The 18219-nt window shown below is 62.7% G+C and carries 17 protein-coding genes; 7 read left to right on the top strand and 10 right to left on the bottom strand.

What is annotated here, in order from left to right:
• Positions 1-170: 170 nt before the first annotated feature.
• Complete coding sequence (locus ACZXDY_RS02465; protein ID WP_155255031.1) at positions 171-323, bottom strand: hypothetical protein; 153 nt, start codon at positions 321-323, stop codon at positions 171-173.
• A 480-nt stretch (positions 324-803) separates the two neighbouring features.
• On the opposite strand from ACZXDY_RS02465, the gene ACZXDY_RS02460 reads away from it, so the two are divergent.
• Positions 804-2402: a GMC family oxidoreductase gene (locus tag ACZXDY_RS02460; RefSeq protein WP_464344326.1), complete on the top strand. Its 1599-nt coding sequence runs from the start codon at positions 804-806 to the stop codon at positions 2400-2402.
• A gap of 17 nt (positions 2403-2419) precedes the next feature.
• Here the strand turns inward: ACZXDY_RS02460 and ACZXDY_RS02455 are convergent, their stop codons facing one another.
• Positions 2420-3691, bottom strand: coding sequence for a cytochrome P450 (locus tag ACZXDY_RS02455; protein ID WP_464344325.1), 1272 nt, complete (start codon positions 3689-3691; stop codon positions 2420-2422).
• Positions 3692-4844: 1153 nt separating this feature from the next.
• Between ACZXDY_RS02455 and flhA the strand changes: the two genes are divergently transcribed.
• The gene (gene flhA / locus ACZXDY_RS02450; RefSeq protein WP_464344324.1) at positions 4845-7073 is read left to right on the top strand and encodes a flagellar biosynthesis protein FlhA; all 2229 of its coding nucleotides are present in this window, start codon (positions 4845-4847) and stop codon (positions 7071-7073) included.
• Positions 7074-7383: 310 nt separating this feature from the next.
• On the top strand, positions 7384-7578 hold the full coding sequence (locus ACZXDY_RS02445) for a hypothetical protein (protein ID WP_028162105.1): 195 nt from the start codon (positions 7384-7386) through the stop codon (positions 7576-7578).
• Positions 7579-7706: 128 nt separating this feature from the next.
• On the opposite strand, the gene ACZXDY_RS02440 is transcribed toward ACZXDY_RS02445, so the two are convergent.
• From ACZXDY_RS02440 to fliI, 4 genes are all read right to left on the bottom strand, one after another.
• Positions 7707-8606, bottom strand: coding sequence for an anti-sigma factor (locus ACZXDY_RS02440; protein ID WP_464344323.1), 900 nt, complete (start codon positions 8604-8606; stop codon positions 7707-7709).
• Between the two features lie 39 nt (positions 8607-8645).
• Positions 8646-9191: a sigma-70 family RNA polymerase sigma factor gene (locus ACZXDY_RS02435; RefSeq protein WP_028162103.1), complete on the bottom strand. Its 546-nt coding sequence runs from the start codon at positions 9189-9191 to the stop codon at positions 8646-8648.
• A gap of 178 nt (positions 9192-9369) precedes the next feature.
• A complete protein-coding gene (gene fliJ, locus ACZXDY_RS02430) occupies positions 9370-9786 on the bottom strand; it encodes a flagellar export protein FliJ (protein ID WP_028162102.1) in 417 nt (138 codons plus the stop codon).
• Positions 9787-9894: 108 nt separating this feature from the next.
• A complete protein-coding gene (fliI, locus tag ACZXDY_RS02425) occupies positions 9895-11220 on the bottom strand; it encodes a flagellar protein export ATPase FliI (RefSeq protein ID WP_028162101.1) in 1326 nt (441 codons plus the stop codon).
• Between the two features lie 369 nt (positions 11221-11589).
• On the opposite strand from fliI, the gene ctrA reads away from it, so the two are divergent.
• The 4 genes from ctrA to ACZXDY_RS02405 all read left to right on the top strand — a co-directional run bounded on the left by ctrA (position 11590) and on the right by ACZXDY_RS02405 (position 14898).
• Positions 11590-12291: a response regulator transcription factor CtrA gene (ctrA, locus tag ACZXDY_RS02420; RefSeq protein WP_016848562.1), complete on the top strand. Its 702-nt coding sequence runs from the start codon at positions 11590-11592 to the stop codon at positions 12289-12291.
• A gap of 182 nt (positions 12292-12473) precedes the next feature.
• Entirely contained in the window at positions 12474-13058 is a 585-nt protein-coding gene (locus tag ACZXDY_RS02415; protein ID WP_464344322.1) for a DUF4126 domain-containing protein, read from the top strand.
• A 447-nt stretch (positions 13059-13505) separates the two neighbouring features.
• The gene (locus tag ACZXDY_RS02410; RefSeq protein WP_051396517.1) at positions 13506-13733 is read left to right on the top strand and encodes a hypothetical protein; all 228 of its coding nucleotides are present in this window, start codon (positions 13506-13508) and stop codon (positions 13731-13733) included.
• A 7-nt stretch (positions 13734-13740) separates the two neighbouring features.
• Positions 13741-14898: a glutathionylspermidine synthase family protein gene (locus ACZXDY_RS02405; RefSeq protein ID WP_464344321.1), complete on the top strand. Its 1158-nt coding sequence runs from the start codon at positions 13741-13743 to the stop codon at positions 14896-14898.
• A 260-nt stretch (positions 14899-15158) separates the two neighbouring features.
• Here ACZXDY_RS02405 and ACZXDY_RS02400 read toward each other — a convergent pair whose 3' ends face one another.
• From ACZXDY_RS02400 to ACZXDY_RS02385, 4 genes are all read right to left on the bottom strand, one after another.
• Positions 15159-16031 carry a CheR family methyltransferase gene (locus ACZXDY_RS02400; RefSeq protein WP_464344320.1) on the bottom strand — a complete coding sequence of 291 codons (873 nt, stop codon included), beginning with the start codon at positions 16029-16031 and terminating at the stop codon, positions 15159-15161.
• Positions 16028-17191 (bottom strand): protein-glutamate methylesterase/protein-glutamine glutaminase, encoded by a 1164-nt coding sequence (locus ACZXDY_RS02395; RefSeq protein WP_464344319.1) that lies wholly within the window; start codon positions 17189-17191, stop codon positions 16028-16030. The genes ACZXDY_RS02400 and ACZXDY_RS02395 overlap by 4 nt, the downstream gene beginning before the upstream one ends.
• 85 nt (positions 17192-17276) lie before the next feature.
• Positions 17277-17642 carry a response regulator gene (locus tag ACZXDY_RS02390; protein ID WP_028165519.1) on the bottom strand — a complete coding sequence of 122 codons (366 nt, stop codon included), beginning with the start codon at positions 17640-17642 and terminating at the stop codon, positions 17277-17279.
• An 81-nt stretch (positions 17643-17723) separates the two neighbouring features.
• On the bottom strand, positions 17724-18194 hold the full coding sequence (locus tag ACZXDY_RS02385; protein ID WP_027578765.1) for a chemotaxis protein CheW: 471 nt from the start codon (positions 18192-18194) through the stop codon (positions 17724-17726).
• Between the last annotated feature and the right edge of the window lie 25 nt (positions 18195-18219).

Raw genomic sequence — 18219 nt, 5'->3', positions numbered from 1 at the left:
GGTAAACGCTTTTGCCACCGATGAGCGCATCATCTGCGGACGGAAGATCGCGCTCCGATACGCGAGCCGAGAGCGTTTTCAAGCGAAGTGGACACCGGTTCGCGTGAAGAAAACGCGTCAAAACAAGAATCTAGAGCTTCGGTTCTGATTCCATCAGAACCGAAAATGCTCTAGGCGGCGACGCGACCGGCCTCCAACCGAAACTCCAGGTCCTCGATAAGCTGTGCCAACCGTTCAAGCGTAAACAGATCGGTCGGTTCCTGTGCCAGCCTTCGGGTTTGCGCAAGCTTTTGTTCCAACTCTTTACGCTCGCGGCGCAACATTTGGAGCTCCTTGCTATGTGGGCGAAGTCCGTCAAATTGATCGGGAGAAGTTTACAACTTGTTAAAGCGGCGAGCGCTCCGCATCCGACAAACGGGAACCGTTTGCACGGAACTCATGCTTGAACAAAGATGAGATCATGATCTGATTCCGTCTAATCGGTTCATGATCCGGCGTCCCGTTCTCCGTTGCTTCAACGAGTGCAGCCAAAAACGTAATCCGCCATCCGTTGCGCCTCTGACCCGTGCGTTACGCCATCACTCTCACGCGTGGAAGTTACGATGCGTGTGGCTTGACCAACCCGCCCCGGGATTCTCGCGTCCTCAGACGCCAAGTGTTGCGGCTGTAACCTTTGCCTGGGCGGGACACACTTCGGTGATGCCGCTCATCGATAACAGCGGCGCTTCGGACTCCTGATAGAATTCGCCGAGGAATATCAGGCAAGCGCCGTCCCATGATGGCGATCGTGCAAGAGGAAGATCATGGCTGACGACCTTGCCGCTCGTGTTCAGGCCAATCAGCAGAAGCTGAGAGCTGAGTTGAAGTCCCACTATGACTTCATCATTTGCGGGTCGGGGTCATCGGGTTCAGTAGTGGCGCGGCGTTTGGCGGAAAATGCCGACGTCAGCGTTCTCCTGCTCGAAGCCGGCGGCAGCGATGACGTGCCTGACATCATGAGCGCGTCGCGTTGGCCCGCCCTTCGCCGTGGCGAACACGACTGGTCCTTCAACGCGATGCCAAATCCTCGGCTGAACGATCGCGCCATTCCCATGTCCATGGGCAAGGTGCTCGGTGGCGGATCCAGTATCAACGTGATGGTTTGGTCGCGCGGCCACAAAGCGGATTGGGATGGCTTCGCGGCGGAAGCCGGTGATGACGGCTGGAACTATCAATCCGTGCTGCAGATCTATCGGCGCATCGAGGACTGGCACGGCGCACCGGATGCAGTCCGCCGCGGCTCCGGGGGGATGGTCTTCGTGCAACCGGCGCCTGATCCGCATCCTCTCGCCGCCGCGATGATCGAGGCCTTTGCCACCGTCGGCGTTCCGACGTTCGATGACCAGAACGGCGTGATGATGGAGGGCCATGGTGGCGCCGCCCTCACCAACCTGTGCGTCCGCGATGGCCGACGGCAATCCATCTTCCGTTCCTATGTCTATCCTATCATGGATCGTTCAAACCTCACGGTCCTGACAGGCGCACTCGTCACTCGTCTAACGTTGGCCGGCAAGCGAGTGACCGGCGTGGAGGTCGCGTATGAGGGCAAGATGCGTCGCATCGGTGCTGGCGAAGTCGTGCTGTCGCTGGGCGCCATTCACACGCCCAAGCTGCTCATGCAGTCCGGTATCGGCGATCAGGCCGAGCTGAAACGCTTCGGCATTCCTCTTGTCCAGCATCTGCCCGGCGTCGGCCAGAACTTCCAGGATCACTTCATGGCACCATGCGTCTGGGAGTCGTGTGGGCCTATTGAACGCCGCAACAATTTGACGGAAGCGACCGCACTTTGGCGCAGTGACTCCGCGCTCGAGGTGCCGGACCTGCAGACGCTCATGGTCGAGGCACCCTATGCCAGTCCGCAGGCCGCCAAGGATCCGCTGCCGCCCGATAGTTGGTCACTGACAAATGCGGTACTGCGCACCGCCAGCCGGGGCTGCCTCCGACTGACCGGACCCAATCCAGACGACCCAGTCGAGATCGATGCAAACTGCCTCGACGATCCCGCCGATCTGAAGGCGCTGAAGACCTGTGTCGAGTTCTGCAGGGCTATCGGCAATTCACCGGCCTTGCGACCTTTCATGAAAAGAGAACTCTTGCCGGGACCGGTCGACGATTCTGGGCTGGAAATGTTCATCCGTAACGCGACGGTCAGCCACTCGCACCAAACCTGCACTGCCAAGATGGGGCGCGATGCCATGTCGGTGGTCGACCACGACTTGCGCGTTTACGGTCTCGATCATTTGCGGATCGCCGACGGATCGGTCCTGCCGCGGGTGACGACCGGCAATACCATGGCCCCATGCGTCGTCATCGGCGAGCGTGCCGGCGAGTTCCTGAAAGCCACTCACCGCCTCGGGCCATGAGCGGACTCCGGTGTTCGCTATCTGGCAATCCGAACAGGCAGGGTCTCGTAGCCATTGACGAAATTCGAATACACTCGCCTCGGTTCGTCGACCACTTCTATACGCTCGAAACGCTTCAGGATTTCTTCCCAGATGATCTTGAGCTGCAGCTCGGCGAGCCTAAGCCCGACGCAGCGGTGAATACCAAAGCCGAACGACAGATGCTGGCGCGGTCGCTGCCGATCGATGATGAACTCGTAAGGCTTCTCGATGACCTCTTCGTCGCGGTTGCCCGAGACATACCACATCGCGACTTTATCGCCCTTCCTGATCCGCTTGCCGCGGAACTTGATGTCGGAAAGTGCCGTCCGCCGCATATGGGCAACTGGCGTCTGCCAGCGGATCACCTCCTGCACGAAACTATCGATCAGGGCAGGACTCTTCCTGAGCTTCTGATACTGATCCCAATGCCGGTTGACCGCATAGATGCTGCCCGACAAGGTATTGCGAGTAGTCTCGTTCCCGCCGACGATCAAAAGCAGCAGATTACCGAGGAAATTTTTCGGATCCACGTCGCGCGCGGCCGGGCTGTGCGCCATCAGCGACAACAGATCGCTTTTCGGCGGCTGGTTGATGCGCGCGTCCCAGAGCCGGCTGAAATATCGCGCGCATTCTTCAAGTTCAGCCTGCCGCTCGTCCTCGGTCGCAACGACACCTCCGGGGCCCGGAATGGTCGTTGCCAGATCAGACCAGCGCGTCAGCTTTCGGCGATCCTCGAAGGGGAAATCAAACAGGACGGCCAGCATCTGCGTGGTCAGCTCGATCGAGACCCGGCCGACCCAGTCGAACACCTCGCTCGTCGGCAGATTGTCGAAGCATTCGACAGAGCGCTCACGGATGCCGATTGCCAACTGTTCGAGATGTGTTGACGTGAATACTGGAGCTATCGTCTTGCGCTGAGCGGCATGGCGCGGAGGATCCATGCTGATGAAGCTCTCGCGGCGCAGGTCGGGTGTCACGTCGACCAGGGTGATGCCGCCAAGCGCCGACGCCGAGGAGAACACCGCATGATTGGCTTCAACATCGATGATGTCCTCGTATCTGGTGATGGACCAATACGGGCCAAACATGCTGTCGCTGGTGTAGTGGACCGGATCTTCCTTGCGCAGCCGATCGAAGTAGGGCCAATGGGTGTTGGAGCGGAACAGCTCGGGATCTGCGGGATCGAGCCCTTCCAGCGGCAGGGAGAGAGCCCGGTCGCGAGCGCTGTCGTATCGGCCGTCTTGAGTGGGATCGAGTGTCCTGTGCATGGCCGGCTCCTCGTCGGTCGTTTCCTTTTTCTTGTGCGGAGCGTCTGATCTTCTGCGGAGTGCTTGATGAGCACGAATCAAATCCGTTTGTCTGCATCTCGGCCCATGCGCCGGTTTTCGTGATGCCGCGCGCCTCACTCTCCGTCATTCCGGGGCGCGCGCAGCGCGAGCCCGGAATCCATCTAGCCGCATGCACGAGCGGAGAAATGGATTCTCTGATGTGCAATCGCACATCATAGCTCGACGCTGTCGCATCGCCCCGGAATGACGAAGAAAAATTCACCTGCGATTTCAACCTGATTTGCCCCGTCCAGCCCTGTAGCGAAAAACATTCCGCTTCCGCCGTCGGGCAAATCAGTGCTTTAACTCCGCGCGTCTCACGGCGGATGAGGGGCGGGTCGCGATCGTCACGAACGTTGCGGTGAGATGCGGTGGACGCGGATGTTGCGATAGACGAACGCAGCATCAGCGGACGGCGAAGTCGTGTGGTCCTGGCGCCCCGACGCTGGCGCTAAGTTTTGTTCGTTGAACAGAGCGACGGTGGCAAGAAAGCCCGGTCACCGGGGAGAGCACGAAGGAAACCGTAACACCATCGCGCAGGGAAAGCCGGAATGCTTCGGTTGAACCTGTGGTCCTACCCCCGTGCTTTTTGTTGCACGGGACCCACGGGTGCAACCAGCACCCGGCTTTCCCTGCGCCCTCTATTCGATAAGAGGGTGAAACGAGACGCAAACCTCAGACGCAATGCGCCGCGAGAACGCGAACTCACATTCTCTCCGCTGTTTGACATTTGAATCCGAACCCATCCCCACGTCGTCCCGGGCTTGACCCGGGACCCATAACCACAGGCCTTTGTGGTGTGCTCCGCTGCAACCGCTTGCTCGCGTCACCGCACTTCCCTGTGGTTATGGGTCCCCGCTTTCGCGGGGGACGACACCGAGAATGAGGTGGAGAGCCACGCACTCCGCTCCATCCCCTCACCCTGAGGAGACCGCGCAGCGGTCGTCTCGAAGGGCGAGGCCACGGGCGGCCTCATCCTCCCCCAGCCTCCCGAAAGGACAGTGCTGTTAACCCTTTACTAACCATACGCTGGGCAAAAATTGCCGGGTGAAGTCGAGTGTCGTCGGTCGCGGATGACGGGAGGGGATCCCCCGTGGACGCCAGCGCGGTGCCTCACTTTCGGAGCGGCGGCCCGCAAGCCGCCGCGCAGACATTTGGCGGCCGCGCCCGGCAGGCGCGGGGGGATCGGGCTACCATGGTCGACGTGACGGCGGGTCAGGGCACGGCATCCGGCGGCTTCTCTTTCGCCGACATCACCAACATCCTGAAGCGCGGCGACATCGCGCTCGCCTTCGGCATCCTCACCATCCTGGTGGTGCTGATCCTGCCGCTGCCCTCGATCGTCCTCGACCTGTTCCTGGCGATCTCGATCACGCTCTCGGTCCTGATCCTGATGACCGCCCTGTTTATCCAGGCGCCGCTGGAATTCTCCTCGTTCCCGACCATCCTGTTGATCTCGACCATGCTGCGGCTGTCGCTCAACCTGGCCTCGACCCGGTTGATCCTGTCGCGCGGGCATGAGGGCACGGCAGCCGCCGGCCACGTCATCGAGGCCTTCGGCAATTTCGTGATGGGCGGCAATTTCGTGATCGGGATCATCGTGTTCGCGATCCTGGTCATCGTCAACTTCGTCGTCATCACCAAGGGTTCGGGCCGCATCGCCGAAGTCGCGGCACGCTTCCATCTGGATTCGATGCCGGGCAAGCAGATGGCCATCGACGCCGACCTCTCCGCCGGCCTGATCGACGAGAAGGTCGCCAAGGAACGGCGCAAGGAGCTGGAAGACGAAAGCGGCTTCTTCGGCGCCATGGACGGTGCCTCGAAATTCGTCCGTGGCGACGCGATCGCCGGCCTGCTCGTGGTCTTCATCAACGTCGTCGGCGGCATCATCATCGGCGTCGCCCAGCAGGGCCTCGGCTTTGCCGAAGCCGCGCGCACCTACACCGTGCTGACCGTCGGCGATGGCCTGGTGACGCAGGTCCCGGCCCTGATCGTCTCGACCGCCGCGGGCCTCCTGGTCTCGAAGGCCGGCGTCTCCGGCGCCGCCGACAAGGCGCTGATGAAACAGCTCTCGGGCTATCCTCAGGCGCTCGGCATGTCGGCCGGCGTCATGATCGTGCTGTCGCTGCTGCCGGGCATTCCGATGATCCCGTTCCTGGCGCTGGGCTCCGGCGCCGCCGCGCTAGCCTGGACCGCGCGCAAGCAGAAGCATGCCGCCAAGGCCGTCCAGGCCGCCGCTGCGGCCGCCCCTACTGCTGCGGCAGCGGCAGCCGCAGCAGCCGCCGAGGAGCCGATCTCGAGCGCGCTCAAGATCGACGACCTCAAGATCGAGCTCGGCTATGCGCTGCTGCCGCTCGTCAACGGCCCCGACGGCACCGACCGATTGACCGAGCAGATCAAGGCGCTGCGCCGCTCGCTCGCGGTCGAGATGGGCTTCGTGATGCCGGCGGTGCGCATCCTCGACAATGTCCAGCTCGAGGCCAACACCTACATCATCAAGATCAAGGAGGTCGACGCCGGGACGGGGCGGATCTGGCCGAACCAGTTCATGGTGATGGACCCCGGCGGCAACCAGGTTGCGATCCCCGGCATCCATACCGTCGAGCCGACGTTTGGTCTGCCTGCGACCTGGGTCGACGCCGCGCTGAAGGAAGAGGCCTCGCTGAAGGGCTACACCGTGGTCGATGCCGCCACCGTGCTGTCGACGCACCTGACCGAGCTGCTCAAGAACAACATGTCGGACCTGTTGTCCTACGGCGAGGTGCAGAAGCTGCTCAAGGAACTGCCGAAGGAACAGGGCGAGCTGATCAAGGATATCGTGCCGAGCCAGGTCACGATCTCCGGCATCCAGCGCGTGCTGCAACTGCTGCTGGCCGAGCGCGTCTCGATCCGCGACCTCTCGACCATCCTCGAAGGCATTGCCGACGCGCTCGCCTTCTCGCGCAATCCGGCGACCATGGTCGAGCATGTTCGCGCCCGCCTGGCGCGGCAGATCTGCGCGCAGAATACTTCCTACAACGGCTACCTGCCGCTGATCGCGCTGTCGGCGCGCTGGGAGCAGGCGTTCGCGGAATCCATCGTGGGCACGGGCGAGGACAGGAGCCTTGCGATGCAGCCGTCCAAATTGTCGGAATTCATGACCGCGACCCGCAACGCCTTCGAGCAGGCCGCGCGCGAAGGCGAAGCGCCGGTGCTGGTGACCTCGGCCGCGATCCGGCCCTTCGTTCGCTCGCTGGTTGAACGCTTCCGCTCGCAGACGACCGTTTTGTCGCAGGCGGAAATCCATCCGCGGGCACGCTTGAAGACCGTCGGGAGCGTGTGACCGGCCCGCAAATCAGTTGCAAAGCGACGCAGCATTTTCGTCACATGCAACTTGTTTGTAGAAAATGGCTTAATTTCAACAGCTTATCGTCGCCGCGCCCTACTCTCGATCTAACGCATTGCAATAACTGAATAATATTCCCGCCAACGCGGATTTCGATCGCGTCGGATCACGTCTGTTCACGGGCTTGTGATCGCCTCTACGGAACGGAATCGGCGATTCCTATGTTGGAAGGGCGCAAGGATGTTGAACCTGTCGGAAGAGGCGACCGACAAAAAGTAAGCGACAGGGAAGGCGGCAGGAGACTTCCATGAACCACTCGATCTACAGCGCGGATCGGACGACCCATCTGAAGATTGTGGTCGTTGCACTCGTAGCGGGTGTGGTTGTGGCCGGCCTTGGCATCATGGCGCGTAACAGCGTGGACGAGTACCAGACCGCGCGGGTGATGAAGGCCGGCAAGCCGGTGGCCATCACCTCATCGAACAATTCGCTCGTACGCTAGAGCAAGAGAGGAATTTACGGAATTCACGTGGTTCTTTACAGCCCCCCAAAGGCCACGTGGATATTAAGACCCCCAACTACCCCCAAGTTGACTATCGAAAACGCCCGCTCCCCACGGGCGTTTTCTTTTTATTTTGAATCAGCGGTTCCGGGCGGCACGCTCTCGATCAGCCTGCCGGAGAAGATCGGTGCCGAGGTCGGCATGCCCGTCGGCGACCCGCCCTCCGGCTCGACGGTGACTGCGTAGGTCGCATCATTGATCGTGGCGGCATCGATGGACGACAGCACCGGGCGCTCGGTGAAATCATCAGCGCCGATCACGCCGAGCGAGCGCGGCTGCGGCAGCTTGTCCGAGATCAGCCACAGCTCGAAGCTCTTGCCGGGCTCCGGCGTCGCACCGACCCGGCGCACCGTGAAGTTCCTGGTGGCGGCATCGACGGTCAGGATGAAGGCTGGCGAGTTGCCGTCCTGCTGCAGCACGGCGACGAATTGTCCCGATGGCGGCGCGGGAGGTGTCTTCACCTCCACAATCTCTGTGCGGGGCTTCGGACGGATGGCGTCAGGCAGGGCATCTGGCCGGTAGACCTGAAGCCCCAGCACCACCAGGAGCGCCGCAGCAATCGCGCTCACCGCCGACGCCACGCCGCGCCAGCGTCTGAGCCGGCTTGCGAGCTGGACGACCCGACCGTCGTCGACGAGCGGTGCCTGCTGAACGGGCGCCTCCGCGACGACTCTCGGCTCCACCGGCGGGGGCGAAGGTGACGGGGCTTCCGGCGGCAGGGCCAAGGGCGCCTCCGGTGCGGAGGATTGCGCGATCGCGCTCTTGATGTTCTCCCACACGATCGGCCGCGGCTCGACCAGGCCCACCATCTGGTTGAGCGGGCCGAGCCTGAATTCCCAGGCCTGCACGAGGGCGGTGAACTCCTTGTCCATCGCCATCATGGTCTCGACCTGCGCGCGCTCCTCCGCATCGAGCGAGCCGAGCGCATACTCGGCGGCGAGCGCGATATGGTCCTCGTTATGAGCCATCACACGACGTCAAAACCCAAGCCTTCAAAATCCAAGCCTTCAAAACCCAAGACACTCCCTGATCTCCAATAGGCTGCGGCGCAGCCATGTCTTCACCGTGTTCACCGGCGTCTCGAATTTGACGGCGAGTTGCTCGCGGCTCCAGCCGTTGTAATAGGCAAGCAGCACGAGCTTCTGCCGGTCCGGCTCCAGACGGCCGACGCATTCCAACAAGCGGCGCAGTTCCTCCGTCATCTCGCGTCGCGCCAGCGGATCGGGCGTCTCGGCCGCGACCTCCATCGCCGCAGGCTCTTCCTCCAGCGAGATTTCGCTCTTCTTGCGGACCATGTCGATGGCGCGGTTGCGGGCAATGGACGCCATCCAGGTGATCGGCGACGCCAGCGCCGGGTCGAATTGTCCCGCGCTGTTCCAGATCTTGACGTAAGTATCCTGAATGACCTCCTCGGCAAGATCCTGTCGCCGCAAGATACGCAGGACGACGCCGAAGAGTTTCGCCCGCGTGGCCACGTACAATCGCTCGAAAGCGGCCTCATCCCCCTTCGCAACGGCAGCGATCAGCCAGACCAGTTCAGCCGGCGTCAGCATTCAGCATCCCCCAAATCGCGATCCCTGTTCGCCTGATGCCGGGAATTAATCCTATCCCTTCGTAGCATAGTTCGGCAGGCCGCGGTCCACCAGCCGATGGATTCGGGACCTTTCCAAAGCAAAACCCGGGCTTCTCAGCCCGGGTTCGGTTCCCATCCAACGTGGAGAGGTTCAGGATTCAGGCAACGCCGAGACGCGCCCGCATCAAGCCGATCGAGTCCATGTCGGCCTGCTCCCGGGCGCTCTCTTCAGCGCGCTCGCGGGCCTGGTCGCGCTCGTCCAGGAGCTCGACCTTCTTGAGTTCCTCGAAGGCTTCGCCGAGCTGCGCCTTGGCCTCCTCGAGCTGGATGCGCAGCTCGTCAGCGGAGCGGGTGAGGTTTTCGCGGCGCTGGATCGCAGCCTTGGCATAGGTCGGATAGGCAAAGTGAGCGGGATCGTTGATCCCGGCTCGCTCCTGCTCGACCTGAATCTCGCGTTCAAGCTCCACCGACATGCGATGGAAATCGGCGATCATGCCTTCGATCTGGGTGACCCTGCGGCGCTTCTCGTCGACCTGAAATTTCTTCAGGCGGATCAGCGTGTCACGTGACTTCATCGACTCATACTCCCCAGAAGTCCCGATTTCGAACGCGGGACAAGGCCGGCTCCCCCTGGACCCCGCCGGCGCAGCTAATGACATGCCGCGGATGATGGCCCGACAAAGTTAGCGTTCCGTTTCCAAATTCGAGAGGATTTGCGCCAGTTGCCGATAGCCGTCGGCCAAACTGACAGACTCGCCCTTACCCTGGCGCAGGAAGGCCTCCAAAGGCTCGTGCAGGCGGATCGCCTCGTCCACTTCCGGGCTGGAACCGGCCCGGTAGGCGCCGAGCCGGATCAACTCTTCCATATCAGCATATGTCGCCATCACCTGCCGCGCCCTGGTGATAACGGGGAGAAATGCCGGGTCGGCCGAGCGCGGCATCGTGCGGGAGACCGATTTGAGGATGTTGATCGCAGGATAGCGCCCGCGCTCGGCGATCGAGCGCTGCATCACGATGTGACCATCGAGGATGCCGCGCACGGCATCGGCGATCGGCTCATTGTGGTCGTCGCCATCGACCAGCACCGTGAAGATCGCGGTGATGGCGCCGACCCCGGTCCCCGGCCCTGCCCGCTCCAGAAGCTTCGGCAGTTCGGTGAACACCGTCGGCGTATAGCCCTTGGCGGTCGGCGGCTCGCCGGCGGACAGCCCGATCTCGCGCTGCGCCATGGCAAAGCGCGTCACCGAATCCATCAGGCACAGCACCTCCTTGTCCTCATCGCGAAAATACTCCGCGATCGCGAGCGTGAGGTAAGCGGCCTGCCGCCGCATCAAGGCCGGCTCGTCGGAGGTCGCGACCACGACCACCGAGCGCGCGAGGCCCTCCTCGCCGAGGTCTTCCTGGAGGAATTCCTGCACCTCGCGGCCGCGTTCGCCGATCAGCCCGATCACCGAGATGTCGGCATCGACATTGCGCGCCAGCATCGAGAGCAGCACCGACTTGCCGACGCCGGAGCCGGCGAAGATGCCGAGCCGTTGGCCGCGGCAGCAGGTCAGGAACGTGTTGAGCGCGCGGATGCCGAGATCGAGCGGGCTGCCGACCCGCTTGCGCGAATGCGCCGGCGGCGGTGCGTTGCGGAAGGGAACGGGAGAGGCGCCCTGCGGCAGCGGACCCTTTCCGTCGATCGGCTCGCCCATCGCGTTGACGACGCGGCCGAGCCAGGCCGCCGACGGCCGCACGAAGCCGGCGGCGTTGGCGATGACAGCACGGCAGCCACGCCTGACGCCTTCGAGACCACCGAACGGCATCACCACCGCGTTGCTGCCGGAGAAGCCGATGACCTCCGCCGGGATGAAGCGATTGCCGCCAACGTCGATCACGATGCGGGCGCCGACCGACATCGCATGGATGGGGCCGGCGATCTCAACCATGAGCCCGCGGACGCCGACCACGCGGCCATAAATATTGACGCCGTCGATGTCGCCGATCTGTTCCGCGAGCGCTTTCATTGCGAAAACCTTAAGTTTCGCCGATTTCTCCGCATCCGCTTAACTTCGTGTTTACCCGCATCATTAATCATTGCGTCACTGTCTTTGGGTGACTGAGGTCGCTTGCCTGTTCAGAAGAAGGGCGAGTCGCAAGAGTCGGTTAGTCCGGCCTCTTAAAGTGGAGCTTGAACGAGAACGGATGAGAAAAGCTGCTTCTGCGCAACATCTTAGGGCGATTCGAAAAAAATTGCACCGCGGACCTTGCGAATGGGAATCAGTTTTTGTTAACCATGTCTCGTCAGGATCCGAATCAGTTGTGCAAAGGCGTTTTGTGAGTGCCGCAAGTGCGGCCGACCTGACGCCCAGGAGCGGCGACTAAAGGGGACTGGCATGCGCGTTTTGCTGATAGAAGATGACAGCGCCGTCGCGCAGTCGATCGAATTGATGCTCAAATCCGAGAGTTTCAACGTCTATACGACGGACCTCGGAGAAGAAGGCGTCGATCTCGGCAAACTCTATGACTACGACATTATCCTTCTCGACCTGAACCTGCCCGACATGTCCGGCTACGACGTGCTGAAGCAGCTCCGGGTCTCCAAGATCAAAACCCCCATTCTGATCCTCTCCGGCCTCGCCGGCATCGAGGACAAGGTCAAGGGTCTCGGCGTCGGCGCCGACGACTACATGACCAAACCCTTCCACAAGGACGAGCTGGTCGCGCGTATCCACGCTATCGTGCGCCGCTCCAAGGGCCATGCCCAGTCCGTCATCCAGACCGGCGATCTCGTGGTCAATCTCGACACCAAGACGGTGGAAGTCGGCGGCCAGCGCGTGCATCTGACCGGCAAGGAATATCAGATGCTGGAGCTGCTCTCGCTGCGCAAGGGCACCACGTTGACCAAGGAAATGTTCCTGAACCATCTCTATGGCGGCATGGACGAGCCGGAATTGAAGATCATCGACGTCTTCATCTGCAAGCTGCGCAAGAAGCTCGCCAACGCCTCCGAAGGCCGCAACTTCATCGAGACCGTGTGGGGCCGCGGCTACGTGCTGCGCGAGCCGCACGAGGCGGACGAACGCATCCCGGCCTGATCGCCCCCGATCTCGCTGCTCCGACGAAAACCCCGCCGAAACGGCGGGGTTTCTGTTTTGCGCCAGCCTCAAACTGGTCGGTCATATTGTTCGCCATGACGATCTTCAACCTGGCGGGGCCAATCGAAACTTCGCAAAAGCTGTTACGATCAGCCGAACCGGGCTGATGGAGTTTGCGGCACATGTCGAACTTCGATCTGTCACTGTCGGTTGGGCTTGGCATCGGCTTGGCCGCCGCAACCGGCTTCCGGCTGTTCCTGCCGCTGCTGGTCCTGAGCGTGGCCGCCTACACCGGACACGCGAATCTGAATGAGGGCTTTGCATGGCTCGGCACACCTGCCGCGATCATCATGCTTGGCACCGCGGCCATAGCCGAGATCGCCGCGTTCTACATTCCCGGTGTGGACAACCTGCTCGATACGGTGGCGACGCCCGCTGCTGTCGTCGCGGGGACAATCGTTTCCGCCGCTGTCATGACCGACTTGCCGCCGATGGTGAAATGGACGGCGGCCATTATCGCGGGAGGCGGCGTTGCCGGCATCACGCAAGGTTTGACCGCGATACTCCGGGCAAAATCATCCGTCTTCACCGGCGGCCTTGGGAATTCGGCCGTCGCGACGGCCGAACTCGGGAGCGCCTCGCTGATGGCACTTCTGGCCCTGGCCGCGCCGCTCGCCGCGCTCGCGCTGGTCATCCTGTTTTTCTGGCTGGCATTCCGCCTGCTTCGGGGCTCGCATCGGCCAAACGAACCCATAAGCGGGGATTGAACCCGCCATCGTCATGCGCCGACCAATCGCTCGTGCAATTCTGTTGTCGGGCGAATCGGGGGCGCGATTGATCAGATTTGGCTCCACCGCCTACTCGCTGATGCGTGCGGCCGCCGAACGACCCGGCGCCGTCGTTTTCGCAGGGCAACACCGAATGCCGGCAGCGCGGATCGTCCTCCTCCAGCCACGGCTCCAGCGGCGGCTCGCGCTACTCCAGCAGCGGCTCCTCCTCGAGCCACTCCGCCTCAGGCACATCCGACTCCGGATCGAACCATGTCAGCCGCGGCGGCTTCGGCTCGTTCGCGCACGCCTTCGGCTTTTCCGGTGGTTGAGAGAAGCGTACCCTTCGCACATCACCGTGAAATGACTGCTTTTGCTTGCCTTGGCATCGGCCGCTGTTGGAGACTGGTGTCACACCGCAAATGGCGGAAGAACGGGACTGCCGTCATGAAACGCTCGCGCCGGGTCGTCCTGAAACTGATGGGAAGCGTTGCGGTCGGCGCCGTCTCGATGGGGCTGGTACCGCGCACTGATTGCGGCCCCGGCAACACGGCCGCACCCGGCCCCGGCGGCAAACCCAGTTGCCGCGCGGTCTATGGCGGCTTCGGCGGGACGCCCCGCCGCTTCAACGCCCGTGGTGACGTTGAATTCGACCCTTCGTATGGCGGAAGCTGATATCCGCATGCGGCGCATTCCTTGTTCGGAACGTGGCGACTGGCCGGCGAACGCCGAGCGCGCCGGCTTCAGTTTCCACACCATAGACGGCGAACGCTACTGGGACGAACGCGCCTATTACGCCTTCACGCTGGACGAGATCGAGCGCGGGATCGAGGAGCCGACCGGCGAGATCCACGCGATGTGCCTCGAACTCGTCGGCCGCGCCACCGAAGATGAAAAATATCTACGCCGATTGAAGATCCCGGAAGCGTTCTGGCCGCTGATTGCGGAAAGCTGGCGCCGCCACGACGGAAGCCTCTATGGCCGGCTCGATCTCAGCTTCGACGGGCGCGGACCGGCCAAGCTGCTGGAGTACAATGCCGACACGCCGACCTCGATCTTCGAGGCGGCGGTGTTCCAATGGACCTGGCTCGAGCAGGCGATCGAGCGCTACATCATCCCGAAGCGATCCGACCAGTACAATTCGATCCACGAGCGGTTGATCGACGCCTGGAAGAAATTGGCATCCGGCGAGCACTTGCATCTTGCCGGAATGACCGGCAATGCCGAGGACGCCGCAACGCTGGCCTATCTGGAGGACACCGCCTCGCAGGCCGGCCTTGCGACCACGCTGCTCGATATCGAGGGCATCGGCCTTACCGAGGACGGCCGCTTTGTCGACCTCGATAACCGCGCAATCGAGCTCGCATTCAAGCTCTATCCTTGGGAATGGATGTTTCACGACACCTTCGGCACCAGGCTCGCGAGCGCGCCGACGCGCTGGATCGAGCCGCCGTGGAAGGCAATCCTGTCCAACAAAGGCATCCTGCCGCTGCTGTGGGAGATGTTTCCGAACCATCCCAATCTGCTGCCGGCCTATTTCGAGGATGATCCGAACGCGCAAACGCTCGGCAGCTCGTTCGTCCGCAAGCCGATCTATTCGCGCGAGGGCGCCAATGTCGCGCTTGTCAGCGCCGGCACCACGCTGATCGAGCAGGAGGGGCCCTACGGCGCCGAAGGCTTCATCCGCCAGGCGCTGGCGCCGCTGCCGAATTTCGCAGGCCAATATCCGGTGATCGGGAGCTGGCTGATCGATCACACCCCATGCGGGCTATCGATCCGCGAGGACGAGAATCCGATCACGGGGAACACGTCGCGCTTTTTGCCCCACGCGATCCTTTGAGGGTGCCGCCGCTCGCAATGACGGCCGTCGTCCCGGGCTTGACCCGGGACCCATAACCACAGGCGATCGTTGTGGGGCAAGCAAGCGGTTGCAGCGGAGCACATTACAAACGCTTGTGGTTATGGGTCCCTGCTTTCGCAGGGACGACAATCGTAGGATGCGTAGAGCGGAGCGAAACCCATCATTGGAGCCGCGCTCTCGTCGCGATGCGTTTCGCTGCGCTCTACCCATCCTACGGGACTGGGTGTCGCCGCTTAACTCTATCGCCCCGCGGAAGCGACAGCCTTGAGCCCGATCGGCGCGCCGCTGCGCGTGACCGGCGCGGTGCCCAGGCAATAGAGACCGCGGCGGTCCGGATAGGGCTTGAAGACGCTACTGATACCAACCACGGATTCGGCCGCCCCCAGCGCCAGCACGCCGTCGGGCTCGAGCATTTTTGCAAGCCGCGCGAAGATATCCGTCTTCGTCTCCTGATCGAAATAGATCAGCACGTTGCGGCAGAAGATCACATCGAACGTGCCGAGATGGGAGAAGTCCTGCAGCAGGTTGAGCTGGCGATGCTGCACCATGGCGCGGATATCGGCATTGAGCTGCCAGAACTCGCCGATCTGGGTGAAGTATTTCACCAGGAACTGGATCGGCAGGCCGCGCTGCACCTCGAACTGGCTGAAGATGCCGGCCTTGGATTTTTCCAGGACTGCCTGCGACAGGTCGGTCGCGACGATCTCGAGCCGCCAGCCCGCGAGCGCCGCGCCCATTTCCTTCAGACACATCGCGATCGAGTAAGGCTCCTGCCCGGTGGACGATGCCGCGCACCAGATGCGCAGCGAACGCCGCGCGGCCCGCGCCTGGATCAGCGCCGGCAGCACCGCCTGCTTCAAATGGTCGAACGGAATCTTGTCGCGGAAAAAGAACGTCTCGTTGGTGGTCATCGCCTCGACCACTTCCGATGTCAGCGCCTCGGCGCCAGCGCCCTTCATCTTCTGGACCAGCTCCGGAATGCCGGCCAATCCCGATTTGCGCGCAAGCGGCACCAGGCGGCTCTCGACCAGATATTGCTTGTCGGACGACAGGTCGAGGCCGGACCGCTCCTTTAGGAGCTTGCGCAGATAATCATAATCCAACGGCGTCACGAACGATCTCCCGCAAACAACCGGTTAAGCTTCGGTCCGATCTCCTTGAGCGGCAGCACGGCCGCGCATATCCCCGCATTCGCCGCCGCGCCCGGCATGCCCCACACGACACTGGTCGCCTCGTCCTGGGCAATCACGCTGCCGCCGGCGGCGACGATGTCCTTGCCGCCGCGCATGCCGTCCGACCCCATGCCGGTCAGGATCACGGACATGATGCCGCCCTGCCAGACATCGATCGCGGACATGAACATGGGATCAACCGCGGGCTTGCAGAAATTCACCGGCGGTCCGTCATCGAGTGCGATCGCGATCTCGGCGCCACGGCGCGCAACGCGCATATGGCGGCCGCCCGGCGCCAGATAGATCTGGCCGGCCTTGACGATCTCGCCGTCAACAGCCTCATGCGCCGGCCGGCGGCTGGCACGCGCGAGATGCTCGGCCAGGATCGTCGTGAAGGTCGGCGGCATGTGCTGGGTGATCAGGATCGGAAAGCGGTCGATCACCGGTCCGATCTCGGCGACGAGTGCCATCAGCGCCTGCGGGCCACCGGTCGACGAACCGATCAACAGCACCTTCGGCGCCAGCATGCCGAAGGGGCGGCGGACCAATGCCTGCTGCGAAGTCGCCGGGCGGGTCGCGGCTTCGCGCGCCTTGTCCTGCACCGGGGCCAATGCGGGGCTTGCAGCGACGGTCGCAGCGGGCCGGCGCACCTTGGCACCGAGATGGCGGATCTTCTGAATCAGGTCGTGCCGGAAGGTTTCTGCGGCGCCGGCCTCGCGCGTACTTTCCGGCTTGGGGATGTAGTCGGCCGCGCCGAGCGACAGCGCCTTCAGACTGATCTCCGCGTTGCGACGGGTCAGCGTCGAGGCCATGATGATGACGAGATCACGCTTCTTGGCCAGCAGCTTCGGCAGCGCCGAGATGCCGTCGAGCTCCGGCATTTCGATGTCGAGCACGGCGACATCGGGATTGACGCGCTCGAGCTGGTTGACGGCGTCGAGACCGGTGCGGAATGAGGCCGTCACCTCCATGTCGGATTCCGCGCCGATCCAGCGCGAGATCATGCCGCGGATGACGACGGAGTCGTCGACCACCATCACCCGCAACGGCTCCTCCCGCGTCGAAGTCCGGGACGGGGCATTTGTCAACGCAACACTCATCAATTCACCAACGGCTCAACGGCACGCCTTCTCCGGATCATGCTCCCATGCCGATGGCTTTCAGCCGCCGGATCGAACACGACACTCAGATCAGGCCGACCTCCTGGAACTTCGCGGTAACGATGTCCCGGTCGAACGGCTTCATGATGTATTCATTGGCGCCGGCATGCAGCGCGCGGGCGATATGCGCGACGTCGTTCTCGGTGGTGCAGAACACCACCTTGGGCTGATCGCCGCCGGGCATGCGGCGCAGATTGCCGAGGAATTCGTAGCCATCCATCACCGGCATGTTCCAATCGAGCAACACGGCGGCGGGCATGGCGCGCTTGCAGGCTTCCAGCGCCTTCTCGCCGTCCTCGGCCTCGACAATCTGAAAATCGAGGCCTTCCAGGATGCGACGCGCGACCTTGCGAATGACGCTGGAGTCATCGACGACAAGACAGGTTCTCATGTTGGGCCTCTACTTCCTCATCCCGCGAGGGACGTTTCCGTTTCAGTTCTTCAATAGGCATGCCCGCCTATCGCGCGGAGACTAGGCCGCCTTCGCATCCGGCATCAGTTCGAGCACGCGGTCCACATCGAGGACGACCATGAGCTGGCCGTCGAGGCGATGGACGCCGCCGGCGAGCTTGGCCATCCGCGGGTCGAGGTTGACCGGATTCTCCTCGCGGCTGTCATCGGGCAGCCGCAGCACCTCGCCGATCTGGTCGATCAAGAGGCCATAGGATTCGCCGCGAAGATCGACGCCGACCGCCATCGGCGGCTTGCCGTCGTCGTTCTTTGGCAGGCCGAGCCGCGCGCGCATATCGACCACCGTCACGATGCGGCCGCGCAGGTTGAGCACGCCGGCGATCTCGCTGGAAGACAGCGGCACACGCGTCAGCCGCTCCGGCATGAACACGTCCTGCACGCGTGAGATCGGCAGGCCGAACAATTGCCCGCCGATCACGGCGGTGACGTATTCGGCCATGGTGCCTTCGATGGTGTCGGTCTTGCTGGTCATCGTTTCAATTCCTTGTGCCCGACTC

Source organism: Bradyrhizobium sp. LeoB3, assembly GCF_055456055.1.
The sequence above is the reverse complement of the archived record's forward strand: the minus strand, read 5'-3'. Positions and strand labels throughout refer to the sequence as shown.